This window comes from Clostridium sp. MCC353 (genome assembly GCF_018785315.1).
Taxonomy (GTDB): domain Bacteria; phylum Bacillota; class Clostridia; order Lachnospirales; family Lachnospiraceae; genus CHH4-2.
In genome coordinates this window covers 87,900-105,666 of the sequence record NZ_WQPN01000022.1, presented here as the reverse complement: position 1 = coordinate 105,666, position 17,767 = coordinate 87,900, and the positions used below count along the sequence as shown (strand labels likewise).

The following is a 17,767-nucleotide window of genomic DNA, read 5'->3' as shown; positions in this document are numbered from 1 at the left end:
TACAGCATTCCGCTGTTATTTTATTAATAAACTTTCTTGTTCTATTACCAGCTTTTCTTCACAAATTATATCGATTAACTCCTGTAAAAGCGGCTCTTTTACACGCTTCAGTTTATCCAGTGTTGACCTTTCAATCGTTTCTCCTTCAGCTTTAAAGCGTTCAAATGTTTCTAAATCCATATAAAGAGGTTTTAACGGCGGAAAGATGTTGTTTTTAATATATTGGAATATCTTTATGCCTCCATAATCCAAATCCCCGGTATGGAAATATTCCACCTGGTCTCCATCCAGCGACTGATACAGCCGTTTTAAAAATTCTTTTTCCAGCGGCGTAAAATAACCGTGGGAAAACACAATCAAAGTTCCTTCTTCATACGGCATTGACATGAAATTGGCCTTATTTTCCACTGTTATAACTTTGCGTATCTTCTGCCCTGCATGGACTTCTGCATGTTTTAACATCTGGCTGTTTATGACCAGTCCATAAATAAATGGCGACAAATCTATGCTCTGACCCTCCAGTTCCAAAATCACATTCCCCTTCAGGGCCAGTTCCTGAGAGTATTCTTCCAGATAGAGCTGGGATAATATGGACGACTTATCCATATTATCGTCAATTTCCGGATTATGAGCCTTAGCTATGTTTAAAATTTTCTTCTGGAACCTTTTTTCAAACAGCTTGGAGTTGCCCAGAAAATGCTTGCTGAATGTTCTTTTATAAACCGGCTCTTCTAACTGATCCAGGCCGCTTAGACATCGGAACAGAAGTCTGTCTCCCTCCAATTCCCCTGGTATTTCGCCCTTTTCCAGTTTATCCAGGAACGATTCGTAATAGGCACGTAACCAGTCTCTTTTTATCTTCTGCTTCTCATTCTCCAAAAACTCCCGACAATCCTTTATCTTCTGGGGCTTAGATATTTTTCCGGCTCTGGCATAAAATTCCGGCATGTCTTTTAAGGAATAATGGATCATCTCGATCTCTGATAAATGAGCATACCATTTAATCTCAACCAGCTTTTCTTTTTCCAGCTCAACAGCCTGGCTGATCAATTCCAGGCTGCCAATCTGATCTTTATCCTTCTGTTGGATTCTCAGGCTCCGGTTTCCGGAAGCTCCCTCTTTCCAATCTGTTGTGCTTTTTTCATACTTTTCGATTATCTTATCAACTAATTTAATCTCCATTTAACATTCTCCTTAGCTCCCCAAACTCCCTCTTCTCAAATTCCTGTATAGAAATCGACTTCTTATTGGGATTGGCGAATACAAAGGTTTTATCCACATTTTCCAGATAATTTTGAATCTTGTCATTGGTGGCGCTTATGATGGCCTGGAAACCGAGGCCGCGGATCAGCTCGATGCAGCTTGCCACCTTCTCCGCATCCATCTTGGAAAATGCCTCGTCTAAAACCACCAGGCGGATTGTAGGGTTCCGCAGCATTTTGGGGGACATATTGATCCGGTATGCCTGGGCAAAGCTGGCTAACAGGGCCACATAAAGGGGATTCTGCCCCTCGCCTCCCGAGTTTTTCTTAATCATCCTGCTGAGCTGGATCTTGATGGTTTCCTCGCCCTGGCTGCGGACAATCTGCTGCATGTCAAAGGACAGGTAGGTCCTGTAATCCGCATATTTATCCATATTCTGCTTGGCTTCTTCCAACTGGTCGTGATCCGCACTCTCCGGCGGAATGAACACATTGATCAGCTCATTAATCATATCCCCGTAGTGATTTTCGTGGTTGATGGTGAAAAAATCCAACTGGTTTTCGAAGGTATCCGTCAGCATGCTGGGATTCACTTCCAGGGAATCATCCATGAACATATCGTAGAAACGGCCGTCCGGCCCCTTATTTTTGCCGATCACGAACTGGTACTTATCTTTACCGAAATCCAGTTTATTTATGATCCGGTTCAGCTCGTCTTTACGGATCAGGGCCTCCTTGATGGCGCTGCGTATTTTAAACATGAAGTCGTCCCGGAAATGTTCCACGGCAGACCTGGCCTGCTCTCTGGCAATCTGGCGGTATTCCTCCAGATTATCGCATTGAAGCCTCTCCAACAGTTTGTCATAGGGGTCATTATTCTCAATGGTGGCGGAAAAACTGCGGTTGGGATATTGTTTCAAATAGAGGAAACGGCCTTCCTGAAGTTCTGTACAGATGGCTGCCTTCTCTTCCTCTGCTTTCATTGAAGCGTCCAGGTATTTCTGGCACAGCCTGTCGTACCGCGGTTCGGAAAGCCCGGCCAGAAGTTCTTCCGCTTTGGCCTCATACCGGTCGTCTGCTGTAAAGTTCCGCTCTTTTTGAACCAGAATTTCATTGAATTCGATCTGCTTTTTCCTGTTTTCCTCCATCTGGCCGCTAAGACGCCAGAGCACCTGTTTTACCTGTTCCGCCAAATCTTCTTTGGCCTTCTTTTCCTCCAAAACCGTGCGGCGTTCATTTTCCCAGAGATCCACCTTCTTTTCCTTCAGCTCTTCCAACTGCTTTACAAGGCGCTTCTTTTCTTTTTCTCTGTCCTTTAATTTGTCCATGTCGTTCAGCCAGCTTATATAGTCCTCAGCCGGAAGGCCCAGTTCCTCTAAGCTCAGGATATCCTGGCATTCCTTCTGGATCTTTAACTGGGGAGCCAGCTCTTCTTTCAGTTCCTCCAGTTCCTGTTCCAACTGGCGGATTCTCTTGGCCATGCTCATGGCCCCGATATATGCGCTTCTGGTATAATTGTCCGGATTGATATACTGCAGGCGGTAACTGTGATACAGCACACAGTCCGCCGTAATTCCAATCTGGCAGTTTCTCAGTTCCCCGGTAGTTTCACATTTGACCACTTTTCCGAGAAGGAAATCGATGTAGGACTGTACGTAACTGTTCTTCGTTATCACTTCTTCGGACAGAGAATTCTTAAATACCGGTTGTTCCTTCTGGGATACTTTTTCCGTATCCAGAACCGCCACGCGGAAATATTCCTTCCGGTCCAATTCCCGGTAAATATCCATGGCCTTTCCGGCGTATTTGGGTTCCACAATGAGGGCCAGCTTGTTATTACCCATATAGCCTTCCACCGCATTGCGCCATTTATCATCCCGGATATCCAGAAGATCCGCTAAAATCCTCACATCCACAGATTTCCCCGTCTCTTCCAGAAGGCGTCTCTGGATATAGTTGCAGGCCCGTTCCAGTTCTTTGGGGTAGGCCTTTTTTCCCTGTTTCAGCTTCTTTAAATCTTCCTGTACCGCTTTTTCCTGTTTTCTCAGGCTGCGGATGGCGGAAGAAGCCTCCTGCTCCTGCTCTCTTACCTCCATCCGGGTCTCATGGATGGATTTTTTAAGCCTTTTTATCTCTTCCGGCTGAATGTCTCCCTCTTCAAACTTTTCAATGTCCCAGATCGTGCTGTTGTCCGTGATATCCTGGTCGATCCAGCGTTTCAGCCCCTCCGCCGTTTTCTCCCACTTCACCCGGCTCTTTAAAAGGGCTTCAATCAGTTCATTCATGGATCTCAGTTCAGATTTCTTCTCTTCATATCCGGTGGAAGAGATCTGTTTTAACAGCGCCTCGCTTCTTTCGTCCAATTCCCGGACAGACTGTTCCAGTTCAGCCCTTTGGATTTTTTGTTTGTCCAGGTCTTCAGCCGACAAAAGTATCCTGTCATGAAGCTCTTTGATCTTTTGCCGGTCGGACAGAATATCCATCTTAGCGGCCAGGTATCTGTACTCCCGTCCTTCCTCCTCCTTGGCCTGCATCTTAACATATATTCCCCGGAGCTGTTCCAGGTGTTTGATCTCCCGGCAGGTGTCGTCGATCTTCTTCTGCATCCTGCCGTACATCATCACGCTTTCCTGCATATCCCCTATATGGATATCCTGTTCCGTACAAATATATTCCTTCACAAAATCTTCCAGCTTGATGTTCATGCGGAAGGGAATCGCCCGTTTAAACAGCAGGGGGAATTTTTCCATATCCAGCCCGCCCAGGTACACATCGTAGAGCTGCCTGCGGAACCGCTCATTATGGGAACCGTAATAATATTCCTCCTTGTTGAAATTCTGCTGTAAACAGCCTTTTATCTCTTCAATGGACATACAGCGGGAACCCGACCGGTACTGATGCTCCGGCAGAGGGCCTTTGTGCCAGAAAAAGAGCCGGCTGATTTCATTGGTGGCCACCTCCACATCAAATACCACGCCCACGCACTGGTATTCTTCCGTATCCGTCCGTTTCAGTTCCAACACAATGGTGCTGGAGAAATTCTTATTTCTCAAATAGGAGAATTCATTGTTTTCCCCAATGGTGATCATTCCTCTTAAATATTCCAGCAGGGAACGGTCCGAATCATCGGCGGCCGCTTTATTAAAGAACCCCCTGCCGTCCGTATTGGCATACAGCACAATCTGAAGGGCGTCCAGAACCGTGGATTTCCCGCTCCCCGAATGGCCTGTGAAGAAATTGATGGAGTCGTTAAACGACAACGTCTTTCTGCTGATATAATGCCAGTTGTTCAAACACATCCTGGACAATGCCTCAAATCTCTGGTTCGTCATCCTCTTCTTCTCCCTCTCCTTCTGTATCTCCTTCATCTTCCGCAAATGCGCCGATCAAAGCCCTGACATCATCCCCCAAAAGCACCACATTGATGCATGGATAGATGATCATCCTGGTCTGCCCGTCCAGTTCCTCCAAAACGTCCAGCGGATCTATGATCTGATAGCGCTTGAGCAGGGCGATGGCTTTTCTGATCTCCGTTACGGACGGTTTATTCTTTAAAAGGCGGTAGCTGCCCAGCCTCTCATTGATCTCTCCCAGGGTGGTATACACATTGACGCTGGTGGAGGCCGCTGCCATCTGTTCTTCATAAATAATCTTTAAAATCAGGATATAGAGGGTTGCCAGTTTCGGCAGTTTATCCCCCAGCAGATTCTCTCCCTGTATGTAAATCACTCCCATCTGGCTGTTTTCATACACGGAAATGCCGCTGATGGCAAAGTATTCCCGGATGAATTCCAAATGCTTATTGCAGACCCTGAATTCCCTGTTATTCTGGAATCTGGACATCCTTCTGTCGTATTTCCGTTCCAGGATAAAGGTCTGGCGGAACAGGAGCTGGATGATTTCCGTCAGCTGCTGCTGTTCTTCCTGGGGCATTGTTTCAAAGTATTCTATCATAGTCGTCCTCATTTCCTCGTAAATGTCAGTTTTGGGTATTGATATCTGCCGTTATCGATGAGTTCCGGTTGGTCTTCCCTGACCGCAAACCGGCTGTTCCTGCGGATCGCATAATCATATGCCAGAATCAGCTTTTCAAACTCCTGATCCGACTGAACCGAACCTTCTGTAATTTCCGCCGTCCCTTCCGTCATGCGGGAGAAGATGAAATCTTCTATCTCCTTTTTGCTGTAACGGCTACCCAGCCGGTTCAGGCGCAGAATGTCCTCCCGGTCCAGCTCTTCGCTCTCTTCCACATCCTCCAGCCCTTCCGTAAAAGCGGTTCTGGGCTTTCTCTTTTTATAAAGGGATTTTCCTGATATCACTTCCAGAGAAGACAGGTTGATCCTGCCGCTGATCTCACTCAGGGTTTCAGTGATATCCTCTTTGGCGGCCATGTGGTTTAAAAGCTGTATCACAAGGCCCTTGGTATCGTCGTCATTATTCAGCAGATAGTTCAGGCGGCCCACCGTGGCGCTCACATATTTCATGTGCTCTCTGTCCATATTGGCGATTCTCCGCTCGATATCATCGAATCCCCTCTCAATATCGTCCAGGGTCCGGATGATCTGTGTCTCGTCCACATTTCCTCCGCTCCGGCCGGCAGTCTTCTCCACCCAGTCGTAATCTTCCCTCATCTCGTTGATCCAGCGCTTGATATCCGTCTTATAGAGATAGAAATTATCCGATGTTTTCAGTATATGGTATTTCTTTTTTACAATCTCTTCCACATAGCCTTCCAGGTGCTCCTTTAACAGATCGCCGTAAAACCGTTTTTCCAGCAGGCTGGCAAAAAATTTATCCATATTATGAAGCATGTCCTGCAGGGCCTTATTTAGCTTCCGGGTGTTCACGAGGGCCGTATGGAGCAGGCTCACGCTGGCTCTCGGATCATTTTTGAAGGAAAATAAAATGGCATAGATGTTCTGGATGTAGACTTCCGTTTCATTCTCCTCCTCATTGAACAAATGCTCAAACGCCTCAATAAAGACGGCGGCGTAATCCGGGATTACGATGTTGGTCACCAGAGTATTGTAGTCATCCAGCTTTCGAAGCCACCCTGCCCGGACAAGCCAGTTTAAAATCCGGGTGGCCGGCGGTTCCAGCGCATCGATCTCGTCGTCCTCTTCCTCCTGTTTGATGGTAATCTTTCTCTGGGCAAAATAATCCGCAAGCACCTGGATGCAGACTTCCCTGCTGAGGAAATAGCTGTTATATTCGTATTCTTCATTGATCTTCAACAATGATTCTATGTAAGTTTCCCGGTTGACCGACCTAAACAGGCTCCAGAACCGGTCGGGGATTTCAGTCAGTAATCTCATTCATTTCCTTCATTCCGCCGTGTAAAACGGCATTTAATCCACAGAACTGCCGGGAGCCTCTCAGCGGATGCAGCCCCGGCCGTTACTGTAACCTCTATTATAACGCACTTCCGGAATGTAGTAAAATGCTTTTGTCTTTCCACCTCACCCAAACAGACAAACAGCGCCCAAAACCCGGACGCATGTTCAGCTATTTTCTCCCCACCCGGCAAACTTTTCCATGGATCTCAGCACCTGTCTGCGCCTGCTGGCGCTGACCTTCAGTTTATGCCCATTATATAACACCACCTCTGTTGACGTCAGGCTGTTCACATGAACCAGATTCACAATATAGCTCTGATGAATCCGGATAAATTTCCATCCCGGTATTTTCTCCTCTTCCTCATCCAGTTTAGACTGTATGATTTCAGTGCCATTTATTGTATGTATCTTAACGGAATGGAGATAGGACTCCATATATATAATATCATCGAACCGGTATAAGGTCATCTTCTGGTTGCTGGCCACCACATACTTCCTGTACAATGTTTCATAAGCCCAAAAATCTATATGAAAAGGCTCCTTCTTAAACGCGTTAAGAAAGAGCCCCACATCCTTATCATATTTATTCTCCAACTGGTTTCTGCCGTCATTCCGGCCGTTTTTGGAATTCGATTCCATCTGCTTAAAACGAGTCTGCCAAACATCACAAACTATTGTACGCATACGCTTCTCCTTTTCTCATATGGTTAAACCATCCCTAAGAAAAAACGCATTGTTTTTACGTTTGTAACTTCAAAATCATAAAAATACGATCCATTTAACAAATCCATACATAAAAATTCCGGTTGTGCAAATTTTCGTGATTGTTTGCACAACCGGAACATATTATTCCAAAACCTTATACATGATACTGCATTTTCCCTTTTGAATAGGTGGAAAACACCCGGTTCTCTTCATCCAGAACCACAAGGTCCCCGTCTTTGCCTGTATCGATGGAACCGATGCTGCCGTACATTCCCATCAGCCTGGCCGGATTCTCCGTCATCACAGGGATTAACTCCTCAATAGGACGGCCGGTGAACTCCAGCAGGTTTCTCAGCGCCGCATCCATGGTAAGGGTGCTTCCCGCCCGGCTTCCGCCTACAGCCAGTTTGGCATCCCCGTCCACAACCACAACGTCATTGACGCCCAGTTTATACTTTCCGTCAGGAAGTCCTGACGCCATGATGGAATCCGTTACTGCTATTACCCGGTCAAGCCCTTTGGTTTTAATGATCAGCCGCACCGTGCCTGGATGGAGATGGCGGCCGTCGCAGATCATTTCACAATAAAGGTCGTCATCCTCCAATACGGCTCCCCAGATGGCGGGAAAATGCTGGTGCAGCAGTTTCATCGCATTGCCGGTATGGGTGGATGCCGCCGCTCCGTTTTTGATGGCGGCTCTGGCCGTATCGTAATCAGCGCCGGAGTGGCCGATTGCAGTCTGTATGCCCAGTTTTTTAATCTCCGGGATCATATCCACAATCCCTTCCACTTCAGGGGATACGGTGATGTAACGGATATCTCCGCCAGCCGCTTCCTGATACTCTTTCAGCAGTTCCAGGTCCGCAGGCCGCAGCAGATGTTCCGGCATGGCTCCCTTATATTCTGCGCAGAGAAACGGCCCTTCCAAATGGATTCCGGCCAGGTCTGCGCCTTTATGTTCCAATGTTTTCCAGCGCTTGTATTCTTCGATACAGGCCAGCGTCTGCTCTCTCGTATCCGTTAATATCGAGCACAGCCAGCTAGTCACCCCTTTGGAAGCGAAAAACCGGCAAATGGCCTCAAAGTCCTCGGCCGATGCCGCGTTCACATCCACATTCACCGCGCCGTGGGTGTGGATGTCGAAAAATCCGGGCGCCACCTTCTTTCCTTCCAGATCGGTCACTTCCGCCTCCCCATCCTCAAGGGATTCTCCGATCTGTGAGATAATGCCGTCCCGAAGCAGAAGATCCTTTTTCTCAAATCCGTGATTCAGGTATAAAAGACCATTTTTTAACAGTGTTTTCATAGCCCCTCCTATCCTGCCAGCATTTACATAAACTGGTATATATTATAAACATTAATCAGCATAATAATAATCATGAGTACAATAAACAAACGGTTAACTGTCTTTTCATCAATCCGTTTATTGACAATACGTCCTGCGACACCGCCCATGATACCGCCGCCGACCATTAAAACCAGCAGCAGGAAGCCGAATTCCGGCACGGTTCCCGTAACAAGGGTATTGATTAAACTGGTGATCTGGGAAAACAGGATAATATACAGGGAATTTTCCGCCGCCACTTTTGTATCCATGGAAAAGAAATAAAACAGCACCACCAGGTTGATGGGGCCGCCGCCGATCCCCAGGAAAGAAGAACAGATTCCCAGAATCAGGCCGATCAGGATACAGGCCATTTTATTGGTAACATGAAGGGTATGTACTTTGTCCTTATTGACCGTATAAACCATGGTTCCGAATGTGATGACCAGCAGACAGGCCGCCTGTACCGCTCCCACCTTATTGGGATCGGACGACATGGCCGCAATCGCCTGGAACATCATCTTACCTGCCACTCCGCCTATGGCCGCACCGATGGCAAGAGGGGTTCCCGTCTTCATATCCACCTTTGACTCACCGCTGAGCTTTGACTTTCCTACGGAATAGCAGGTCATGGCCAGCACCGTACAGCCGGACAGAAAACTGATGGATGCCACGCTGAGCACCCCAAACGCATCTAAAAGCGGCTTGATCAAAACGCCGCCGCCAATTCCACAGATCGCTCCGACCACGGAAGCAGTAAAACTGACAGCTAAAAATATTACATATAAATATCCACTCATTCCTTCTCCTCTTTCCTATAAATCCTTCATTTCAGGCAACCGTTCAGACCATATATTTCGTCAAAGAAGATGGGCCGTCTGAATGGCTGCCATGCCTGTCTTTTGTATTAAATCACAAACAATATTATTCTATCACATATTGTTAACTTTTGCTCAAAAATTTTGCCCAAACGTTTGATTAAATATATATGACCGGATCAGTTTAAATAAACAGGTGGGAAATATTCAATTCCCGAATGATGGATACGATCTCCTTGGTCCTGCTGCAGCCGAATTTTCTTAATAGGCTCTTGATCTGGGTCTTCACCGTAATGAGTTCCACACAGCGCACCTGGGCGATTTCCTTAACCTTCTTGCCCTCTAAAAGCAGTTTCACCAGCTCCCGTTCCGCCGCGGTCAGCTGGGACACGTTATTGATGAAGAAAAGAAGGCTCCGTTCCGAACGCTGAAGCCTGGTATATTCTTTCATCACAGTCTCCTGGATGCGGTACTCCATCACCGGCTTGCCCGCGTAGGCGTTGCGGATATGGGTGAGCACATCTTCATCCGTACCGCCTTTTACAATATAATCAACGGCCCCGGTTCCCATGGCCGTTATGATCATCTGGTCTGTTTCATGGGCCGTCAAAAATATGATCTGCTGGTCCGGATTCTCATCCCGTATCCTTTCAGCCGCCAGGATTCCCGCATTGACGGTTTCCATCTCTATATCCATTAAAATGATATCCACATGTTTTTCTTTAGCCTGTTCCACCGCCTCCTGGCCTGTGGAAGCTTCCCAGATAACCTCCATATCTTCCCGGCCCCCGATCAATTCGCATAGATCTTCCCTGATCAGGTCGAAATCTTCCACAATTGCAATTCTGATCATACGCTTATTTCCTGCCTCCCTTTTTCCATATTATCTCATGCCTTCTTCTAATGCCTTCTTCTTAATACCTTCTTAAATATCTTCTTTTACTGTCCCCTGCCTCTGGGTTCATATCGGGGAATCATCACAAAAAAGCTGGTTCCTTCCCCCACCCTGCTTTCCAGCCTTAAAATTCCCAAATGGCTTTTCACGATTTTCCTCACATAATAAAGCCCCATCCCCCAGTTGAAATTGGTGTTCTTGCTGGTATAAAAAGGATCGAAAATCTTTCGCTGGTCCTGCTTGGATATTCCCATTCCATTGTCCCTGACTTCAAAACCGATATAGAGGCGTTCACTGTGAATGATCAGCATCAGCCGCTCTTCTTCCTTGGCGGATGCCATAAATGCCTCGTGCGCGTTGGTGAGCAGGTTATAAAGCGCCTCGCTGAGATGCTGTACATCTGCCAAAACCGATTCCTCCGTTACACCGGATATTTCCACCGGCGTTTCCGGATATTTTTTATGAAACAGCTTTAACGTCATTTCGATCACCTTATCCGCCTCCACCGGGGACAGGGAAATGAAATTGGATTTTATGCTTTTATACAGTTCCTCCATCCTGCCCAGCATGCTTTCATTCACATCTTCCAGCATGTCCGCATACTCCGTCAGTTTAACCAGGTCCGGCTCCTCCTGGGCCAGTTCCCTGCGCATTTTCTTGCACAGCACCCGGTTGGAAAGGAGCTGGTTTTTAATGCTGTGCACGAAAACCGACACCCCCATGCTGGCCGTATCGAATTTCCTCTGAATCCTCACCTCATCCGCAGTTTCCTCATAATCGATCATCGTATAGTTTTTCAGGTTCCAGAATCCCAGCACCACAAAAAACATGGTAACGAGAGTGAACAGAAACCAGCCTTGTATGCTCATCATGGAATTGGTATACAGCCTTCCGCTGAATCTCATGTATTCACTGGAATACATCTGGTAAACCTGGATCGGATCCTGGGTGCAGTAAACTGCATATTGGGCCGTCACGCTCAAAAGGAAAACCGTGATATACCGGAACTGCTTCTTGGAATAGGGAATGGTCGTTCCCCGGTACTCACAGACCAGCAGACATACCGCGGCAATCAAATAGAGATAAATCCAGCTCACCGTGGCTTTCATCAGAAAAAGCTGCAGGGTAAAACGGCTTCTCACCAGCTTAAAGAAAATCTCCGGATAATAGATGCCAAGGCTGACCACCGGAAGAATAAAAACCATCCAGCTCCGTTTTTTATACCTGAGCACCCAGGGAATCATGCTGTAATTGATGGCGATCAACAGCAGAAATGCCGGAAACAGAAACCGCCCTATGGCGATCATATAACCTAATTGTCTCAGCGGAAAGATCAAATAGGACAGCTTTCTCTGGATTCTCGTATCAAAAAACAAAAACAGCTTCTGGGCCTGTGAAAGCCCCCCTGTTTTGGCTAAGTAGATGATAATCCCGATAAACATTAAAATAAAACTGAAACAGAGTCCCAGCATATATAACGTCTGCCTGTCCCTTTTGAGAAAAAACAGGGCGATTGATGAAATTGCCAAAAATAACAATACGATAAACAGCATGTCCCCCATCCCCGCTTCCGTATAAACTATCAAGATAGTACCATAATTTGAACTTATTTACAACGTTTGATGCCAGTCAGCGCTGAAACCCGCTTAAATTCCAGGACGCGCTCCGCCACTGAAAAAGCGGTGGAGCGGCAGAAAACCGGATTCCTTCCGTTTTTTCTGCCGCCGCACCGCTATCCGTTTATTCCAGGCATTTCTCCAGCCTCTGAATAAAAGAAGTTTTATTTATTATTTGCATCATATGCTTCCTGCATCACATCAAACAGGACATACTTATCTACATCAACTTTCTCAGTAAGCCGTCCGCCGTCAATGAATACCTGCTGCTGGTTCTCATAGTATTTCTTGATGGTTCCGTCAGCCAGGCCTTTTCCTACGAAATCGCTGGTCAGCCACTGGCCTTCACCGGTACATGCCAACATGGTAGCTTCGTCAACTTCACACTGTTTGGCAACGAATTTAGCAACTTCATCGATGTTGGCTGCTCTGTAATCAGACGCTTTCTGTAAAGCCCGTGAGAAACGAACCAGTAAATCGTGGTTTGCGTCCGCATATTTCTGGGTTGTGATGAAACTGGACGGGAATGTAACTTCATTTACATAATCCTGGTTGGTTGCCAGCCAGACAGCCTTGTCGCCCAATGCGTCCGCGATTGTGGTGGTTCCTGGTGACCAGGTAGCGCATGCGTCTACCGCGCCGCTTACCATTGCGGATACGATGCCGTTGGCATCCATCTCTACGATCTCAAGATCGTCAGCCGTTAAGCCCTCGTTCTTTAAAGCCAGATTTAAAATAATTTCAGCCGATGTTCCGCTGGTAGCCGCTACTTTTTTGCCCTTTAAATCAGCGATTGTATTAACGCCTTTGTCTTTATTTCCGATCACTGCGTCCGCAAGGCTGGTACAGTCGATCTGGAAGATCACCGCTTCTCCTTCCGCACACAATGCATGAGCGCCGTGTCCGATCTGTGAGATATCGATATCGCCGGAAGCCATTGCTGCGATTTCAGCAGGGCCGCCCTGGAATTCCACCATCTCTACGGTGAGGCCCATCTCATCGAAATACCCTTTTTCTTTTGCCGTAATGGCCAGGGAACAGCTTCCCATATTCGGCATATATGCCACCCGGAGTGTTGCCGGCTCAAATGTTTCCGGCTCTTTTGCAGCCTCAGTTTTAGCTTCCGTAGAAGCTGCTTCTGATTTTGCTTCTGCTGCTGTGGTCTCTTCTGCCTTAGTGGTTTCTGCCGCTGTTGTCGCTGCCGTTGTGGCCGCTGTCGTCGGTTCAGTCTTTCCGCCGCCGCATCCTGCCAGCACTGCCGCTGCCATCGCTGATGCCAATAACACGCTCATACTTTTTTTCATATAGTTTCCTCCTTCTTGCCGCCGTCATATTTTAGTTTTAAGCGGCATTTAAAAATAATTTATTATTTACGGACTTCAAGGTATTCTTTATATACTTCGCCCCATATGTAGCTTTTAAGATCCAGGAATGGAAGTTCCATCTTCATCTCCTGAGTGCGGGGATAGGGAAGATTGATGTCCACAATCTTTTTAATGCGTCCCGGCCTTGCGCTCATGATAATGACCTTAGTGGCTAAGATAACCGCCTCTTCCACATCGTGTGTGATGAAGAAAGCCGTCTTTTTCTGTTCCTGCCATGTTTTAATGAGCTCGGACTGGAGCTGTGTCCTGGTCTGGGCATCCAAAGCCCCGAAAGGTTCATCCATCAGAAGCACCTGTGGATTCACCGCGTAAGCCCTGGCTATTGCCACACGCTGTTTCATACCGCCGGATAACTCCTTAGGGTAGGAATCCGCAAACTGTTCCAGATCCACCATTTTTAAATACTTCATGGCGGTTTCCTTGGATTCGGCCTCTCCCATGCCCTGGAGCTTTAAGCCAAACTGCACGTTCTTCAATACGGTCAGCCATGGGAACAGAGCATACTGCTGGAAGACCACACCGCGTTCCGGGCCCGGGCCTTTTACTTCTTTTCCGTCCACATAGACAGCGCCGGAAGACGGCTCCAACAATCCTGCGATGATATTTAACAAGGTTGACTTTCCGCATCCGGAAGGCCCTACCACACATACGAATTCATTTTCCATGATGTCAAGGCTGACGCCGTTTAATGCCACCATGTCGCCGTTGCGGCCGCTGTAAATTTTTTCAACTTTATCAATTTTAACCTTTACCTTATTGCTTCCGGCTCCGGTTTCTGTTTTTTCCATCTTTACTGCATTGTTTCCTGCCATCCTGTCAGCCTCCTCTCTAAGAATTTAACGAGCTGTTCCATCAGCATTCCGATAATACCGATAATCAAAATGCCGAGAAGCACGGTTGCCATATCGTAATAACCCTGGGCTTTCTGGATCATCATGCCCAGACCTTTTGACGCGCCCGTCAGCTCCGCGGCCACCAAGGTGGTTAAGGATGCGGAAAGGCCCAGTCTGGCGCCAACCAGGATAAACGGCGTGGAAGCCGGGATGACTACCTTAAAGAAAATATCTCTGTCCGTCGCTCCTAAAACTCTGGCTGCTTTAATCAGTGTCACATCCACATTGCAGACGCCCTGATAGATGGTTACAACCAATACGAGGAATGAAGCGATGAAAATTACGATTACCTTTGCTTTCTCGCCAACACCTGCTCCGGTGATAACAAGGGGTATGTAAGCTAACGGCGGAATGTTACGCACGAACTGGATCCACGGCGCCACCAGATTCCGAAACGGCGCATACCAGCCCATTAAAAATGCGATCGGGATTGATACTACAAATCCAATTGAAAAACCGGCAATAACACGGAATAAACTGATATACACATGTGGCCATAACGTTCCGTCTGAAACTTTGGCGATAAACTTATTCAGCACTTCCCACGGCTCTGCGAATACCACTCCTCCTGATTCCGTTGACGCGATAACGATCCACAGCAAAAATGCCGATACCAGGGATAAAAGCAGCCAGACACTTGTGGGTATCTTAGCCCAAAAAGACTTTTTCTTCTTACCTGTCTCCATAAGACAAACCTCCTATAAAATGAAACGATCTTTGTGATTCATTTCTTATCTGTCTTTAGTTTACCCCTGTTGGATCAGGAAAAACAGTATGAAATATTATCATACTTTTTTATGAAAACTCTCCAGAATGAAATCGATAAAATACCGGCCGGCCACAGGCAGAACCTTCTTATTCTTATAAGCCAGGCTGATGGTTCTCACAATGGGCGGGGAAATCTCCTTTAACACGATCTCGTATCTGCACCGGCTCAGCACCAGCTTTGGAAGTATGGCCACGCCCAGCCCCTTTTCAATCATGGCCATGATGGCGTAATCGTCGAATACCCGGTACTGGATTCTGGGATGGATGTTGTAATGGCGGAAGATATTGAGGGGTTCGCTCAGTTCTCCTTCATCCAGAAGAATATAGGGTTCATTTTCCATCTCTTTTAAAGACACCCGTTCTTTTTCTGCCAAAGGATGCCCCACCGGAAGAACAGCCAGCATCTCATCCTCCGCCAGCGGAATGGTGGTCAGCCCGGACACCGCTTCCGGATTGACAAACCCAAAGTCCACGCTCCCCTCTTTGATCCACCCTGCAATGCTGGTGTATTCCCCCTGCTGGAGATCAAAGTAGATATCCGGGAACTGTTTTTTAAACTCTTTTATCAACTCAGGAAGCCAGTTGCAGGATACGCTTGAAAATGTCCCGATCCTGATGATGCCGCCCTCAAGCCCCTGCAGCTCTTTCCTCTTTTCCAGCAGTTCCCTGTGGGAATGGTAAACGCTCTTAATATATGGAAGAAACTCTTCACCGTCCGGCGTCAGGGATATCCCCTTTCTGCTACGGCTGATTAAAGTTGTGCACAGTTCTTCTTCCAGGGAGTGCACCATCTGGCTGACCGCGGACTGGGTATAGCCCAGTTCTTTGGCTGCCTTGGAAAAACTTCCGGTTTCAATTACCTTAATAAATGCGTCATAGCGTGTCATCTCTTCCTCCTCCATATCACCTGAAAGAATCTTACCTTCCTCTGATTTTTTACAGGTTCTTTTTATCATGTGTATTATATTGGGACAATTGGGACGGCTCATCTTCTTGACCGGAAGAACCGGGAAAAAAGTATGGGAAATTCATGTTCCCCCCTGTCCGGGCAGTTACATTGTATTAGAAATTCTAATATTTCAATTATAAATATTCGTTTTACTACTGTCAATTTGAATGGTAAACTAAAGTATATTTAAGGTGGATAAAACCGGAAATCAACTACATTTAACAGAAAACGTTTAGGAGGACATTTTCCAATGGTACAAACGAACTCTGCCTGTTACCGCAGGGGATTAAAAGACGGGATTCCAATCGCACTGGGCTATATTGCCGTGGCCTTTACCCTGGGCATAGCGGCTAAAAACTCAGGAATGACCGCATTTCAGGCAACTTTAATGAGCTTAACCAACAACACGTCCGCAGGGGAATTCGCCGCGCTGGGCATCATAAGCGCCGCTTCCCCTTACATAGAGATGGCCATATCACAGGCTGTGATCAATTTGAGATATCTTTTGATGTCCTGTTCCCTGTCCCAGAAGCTGGACCCGTCCTTTCCTCTCATCCACCGGTTTTTGGTGGGATATGGGGTTACGGACGAGATATTCGGAGTATCCATCGGACAGCCGGGCAAGTTAAATCCGTTTTATACGTATGGAGTGATCAGCATGGCGGCTCCCGGCTGGGCCCTTGGCACCTGCCTTGGCGTGGTCATGGGCGGAGTTCTGCCGGGCCGGATTGTGCGGGCGCTGAGCGTGGCCCTATACGGCATGTTCCTGGCAGTGGTCATCCCTCCGGCAAAAAAGAGCAGGGTCCTGGCAGGCGTGGTGGCCGCTTCCATGGCCGCCAGCTTTCTGTTCGCCAAAATCCCGTTTTTCAGCTTCATCTCCTCCGGCATGAAAATCATCATCCTGACCGTGTTAATCGCCGGAATCGCGGCCCTATTATTTCCATTAAAGGAGAACGAAACCTATGAAGAATAACGTCTATCTCTATATCCTCGTTATGGCGGGCGTCACTTACCTGATCCGGGTGCTGCCCCTCACATTGATCCGGAAACAGATTAAAAATGTAACCATACGTTCGTTTCTCTATTACGTCCCCTATGTCACCCTGTCCGTCATGACCTTTCCGGCGATTTTAAGCGCTACCGGCAGCATCTGGTCGGCTGCCGCGGGACTGGCTGCGGCCATCGGGCTGGCCTGGAAGGGAAAAAGCCTGTTCCAGGTGTCCATAGCGGCCTGTGTGGTGGTGTTCCTGTTTGAGCTGGTGCTCTGCAGATAAAATTTGAGCCGGTGCTCTGTATATGAAATGAATTTGAGCTGGTGCTCTGCAAACGAAATTGCAAAAACAGGGCAAATATGGTAAAATATAGTAACAGTTTTGACTGCGGAAAAAGATCAGAAACCAATTGTATGAATTGCCCTCGGCAGTTCGCTCAGAATGGAGGATACGATGAAGAAAGAAGTATTGGATTTTGTTGTAGAAAAAACTCATGAATTAATCGACGCACACACATGCAGCCCAGAGACAAGAGCTGCCGCCCAGGCTTGGCTGGAAGCAGTTGGAACGGATCATGAAGCTGCGGAAACAAAGAAATATATCGACGAACTGGAAGCGGACATCATGCCAATCGACCAGTTAATCGCTTTTGCCGAATCCGAAGCCGGCGCCCAGGTCTTCGGCGCGGACGTGGCTCCTAATGTGGCGGCTCACGCAAAGGAGATCAAGGCTGCGGGAGCAAAATTCTGTGACTGCCCGGCCTGTGCGGCTGTGGAGGCGATTCTTGGAAAGAAAGAAGAGATTCTGTAACAGTAAATAATATCAAAACCGGCGGACGGCCTGTCCGCATAAAAAGCCCCTGCAAAGCTTATACAATAACGCTT

Annotated in this window: 16 protein-coding genes; 3 read left to right on the top strand and 13 right to left on the bottom strand. The window is 47.3% G+C overall.

Annotated features, from left to right (window positions below):
- Positions 1-15: 15 nt before the first annotated feature.
- The 13 genes from GPL15_RS05855 to GPL15_RS05795 form a co-directional block, all read right to left on the bottom strand.
- Complete coding sequence (locus tag GPL15_RS05855) at positions 16-1,182, bottom strand: Wadjet anti-phage system protein JetD domain-containing protein (RefSeq protein WP_215696933.1); 1,167 nt, start codon at positions 1,180-1,182, stop codon at positions 16-18.
- On the bottom strand, positions 1,172-4,534 hold the full coding sequence (locus tag GPL15_RS05850) for an SbcC/MukB-like Walker B domain-containing protein (protein WP_215696932.1): 3,363 nt from the start codon (positions 4,532-4,534) through the stop codon (positions 1,172-1,174). The genes GPL15_RS05855 and GPL15_RS05850 overlap by 11 nt, the downstream gene beginning before the upstream one ends.
- Complete coding sequence (locus tag GPL15_RS05845; protein ID WP_215696931.1) at positions 4,515-5,156, bottom strand: DUF4194 domain-containing protein; 642 nt, start codon at positions 5,154-5,156, stop codon at positions 4,515-4,517. Before GPL15_RS05845 ends, GPL15_RS05850 begins: the two co-directional genes overlap by 20 nt.
- Before the next feature lie 8 nt (positions 5,157-5,164).
- Complete coding sequence (locus GPL15_RS05840; protein WP_215696930.1) at positions 5,165-6,517, bottom strand: Wadjet anti-phage system protein JetA family protein; 1,353 nt, start codon at positions 6,515-6,517, stop codon at positions 5,165-5,167.
- 186 nt (positions 6,518-6,703) lie between these two features.
- Complete coding sequence (locus GPL15_RS05835; RefSeq protein WP_215696929.1) at positions 6,704-7,222, bottom strand: LytTR family DNA-binding domain-containing protein; 519 nt, start codon at positions 7,220-7,222, stop codon at positions 6,704-6,706.
- 175 nt (positions 7,223-7,397) lie between these two features.
- Positions 7,398-8,549: an N-acetylglucosamine-6-phosphate deacetylase gene (gene nagA / locus GPL15_RS05830; RefSeq protein ID WP_215696928.1), complete on the bottom strand. Its 1,152-nt coding sequence runs from the start codon at positions 8,547-8,549 to the stop codon at positions 7,398-7,400.
- Between the two features lie 23 nt (positions 8,550-8,572).
- Complete coding sequence (locus GPL15_RS05825) at positions 8,573-9,367, bottom strand: sulfite exporter TauE/SafE family protein (protein WP_215696917.1); 795 nt, start codon at positions 9,365-9,367, stop codon at positions 8,573-8,575.
- Positions 9,368-9,569: 202 nt separating this feature from the next.
- A complete protein-coding gene (locus GPL15_RS05820; protein ID WP_215696915.1) occupies positions 9,570-10,238 on the bottom strand; it encodes a response regulator transcription factor in 669 nt (222 codons plus the stop codon).
- Positions 10,239-10,324: 86 nt separating this feature from the next.
- Positions 10,325-11,842 (bottom strand): HAMP domain-containing sensor histidine kinase, encoded by a 1,518-nt coding sequence (locus tag GPL15_RS05815; RefSeq protein ID WP_215696912.1) that lies wholly within the window; start codon positions 11,840-11,842, stop codon positions 10,325-10,327.
- A gap of 218 nt (positions 11,843-12,060) precedes the next feature.
- Positions 12,061-13,200, bottom strand: coding sequence for an aliphatic sulfonate ABC transporter substrate-binding protein (locus GPL15_RS05810; RefSeq protein ID WP_215696909.1), 1,140 nt, complete (start codon positions 13,198-13,200; stop codon positions 12,061-12,063).
- A gap of 62 nt (positions 13,201-13,262) precedes the next feature.
- Positions 13,263-14,093 (bottom strand): ABC transporter ATP-binding protein, encoded by an 831-nt coding sequence (locus tag GPL15_RS05805; RefSeq protein ID WP_252198117.1) that lies wholly within the window; start codon positions 14,091-14,093, stop codon positions 13,263-13,265.
- Positions 14,072-14,860, bottom strand: coding sequence for an ABC transporter permease (locus GPL15_RS05800; RefSeq protein WP_215696907.1), 789 nt, complete (start codon positions 14,858-14,860; stop codon positions 14,072-14,074). Before GPL15_RS05800 ends, GPL15_RS05805 begins: the two co-directional genes overlap by 22 nt.
- 99 nt (positions 14,861-14,959) lie before the next feature.
- Positions 14,960-15,829, bottom strand: coding sequence for a LysR family transcriptional regulator (locus GPL15_RS05795; RefSeq protein ID WP_215696906.1), 870 nt, complete (start codon positions 15,827-15,829; stop codon positions 14,960-14,962).
- 312 nt (positions 15,830-16,141) lie between these two features.
- Between GPL15_RS05795 and GPL15_RS05790 the strand changes: the two genes are divergently transcribed.
- From GPL15_RS05790 to GPL15_RS05780, 3 genes are all read left to right on the top strand, one after another.
- On the top strand, positions 16,142-16,864 hold the full coding sequence (locus tag GPL15_RS05790) for an AzlC family ABC transporter permease (RefSeq protein WP_215696904.1): 723 nt from the start codon (positions 16,142-16,144) through the stop codon (positions 16,862-16,864).
- Complete coding sequence (locus GPL15_RS05785; protein WP_215696902.1) at positions 16,854-17,165, top strand: AzlD domain-containing protein; 312 nt, start codon at positions 16,854-16,856, stop codon at positions 17,163-17,165. The genes GPL15_RS05790 and GPL15_RS05785 overlap by 11 nt, the downstream gene beginning before the upstream one ends.
- Positions 17,166-17,336: 171 nt before the next feature.
- The gene (locus tag GPL15_RS05780) at positions 17,337-17,693 is read left to right on the top strand and encodes a molecular chaperone Hsp90 (RefSeq protein WP_215696900.1); all 357 of its coding nucleotides are present in this window, start codon (positions 17,337-17,339) and stop codon (positions 17,691-17,693) included.
- Positions 17,694-17,767 lie beyond the last annotated feature (74 nt).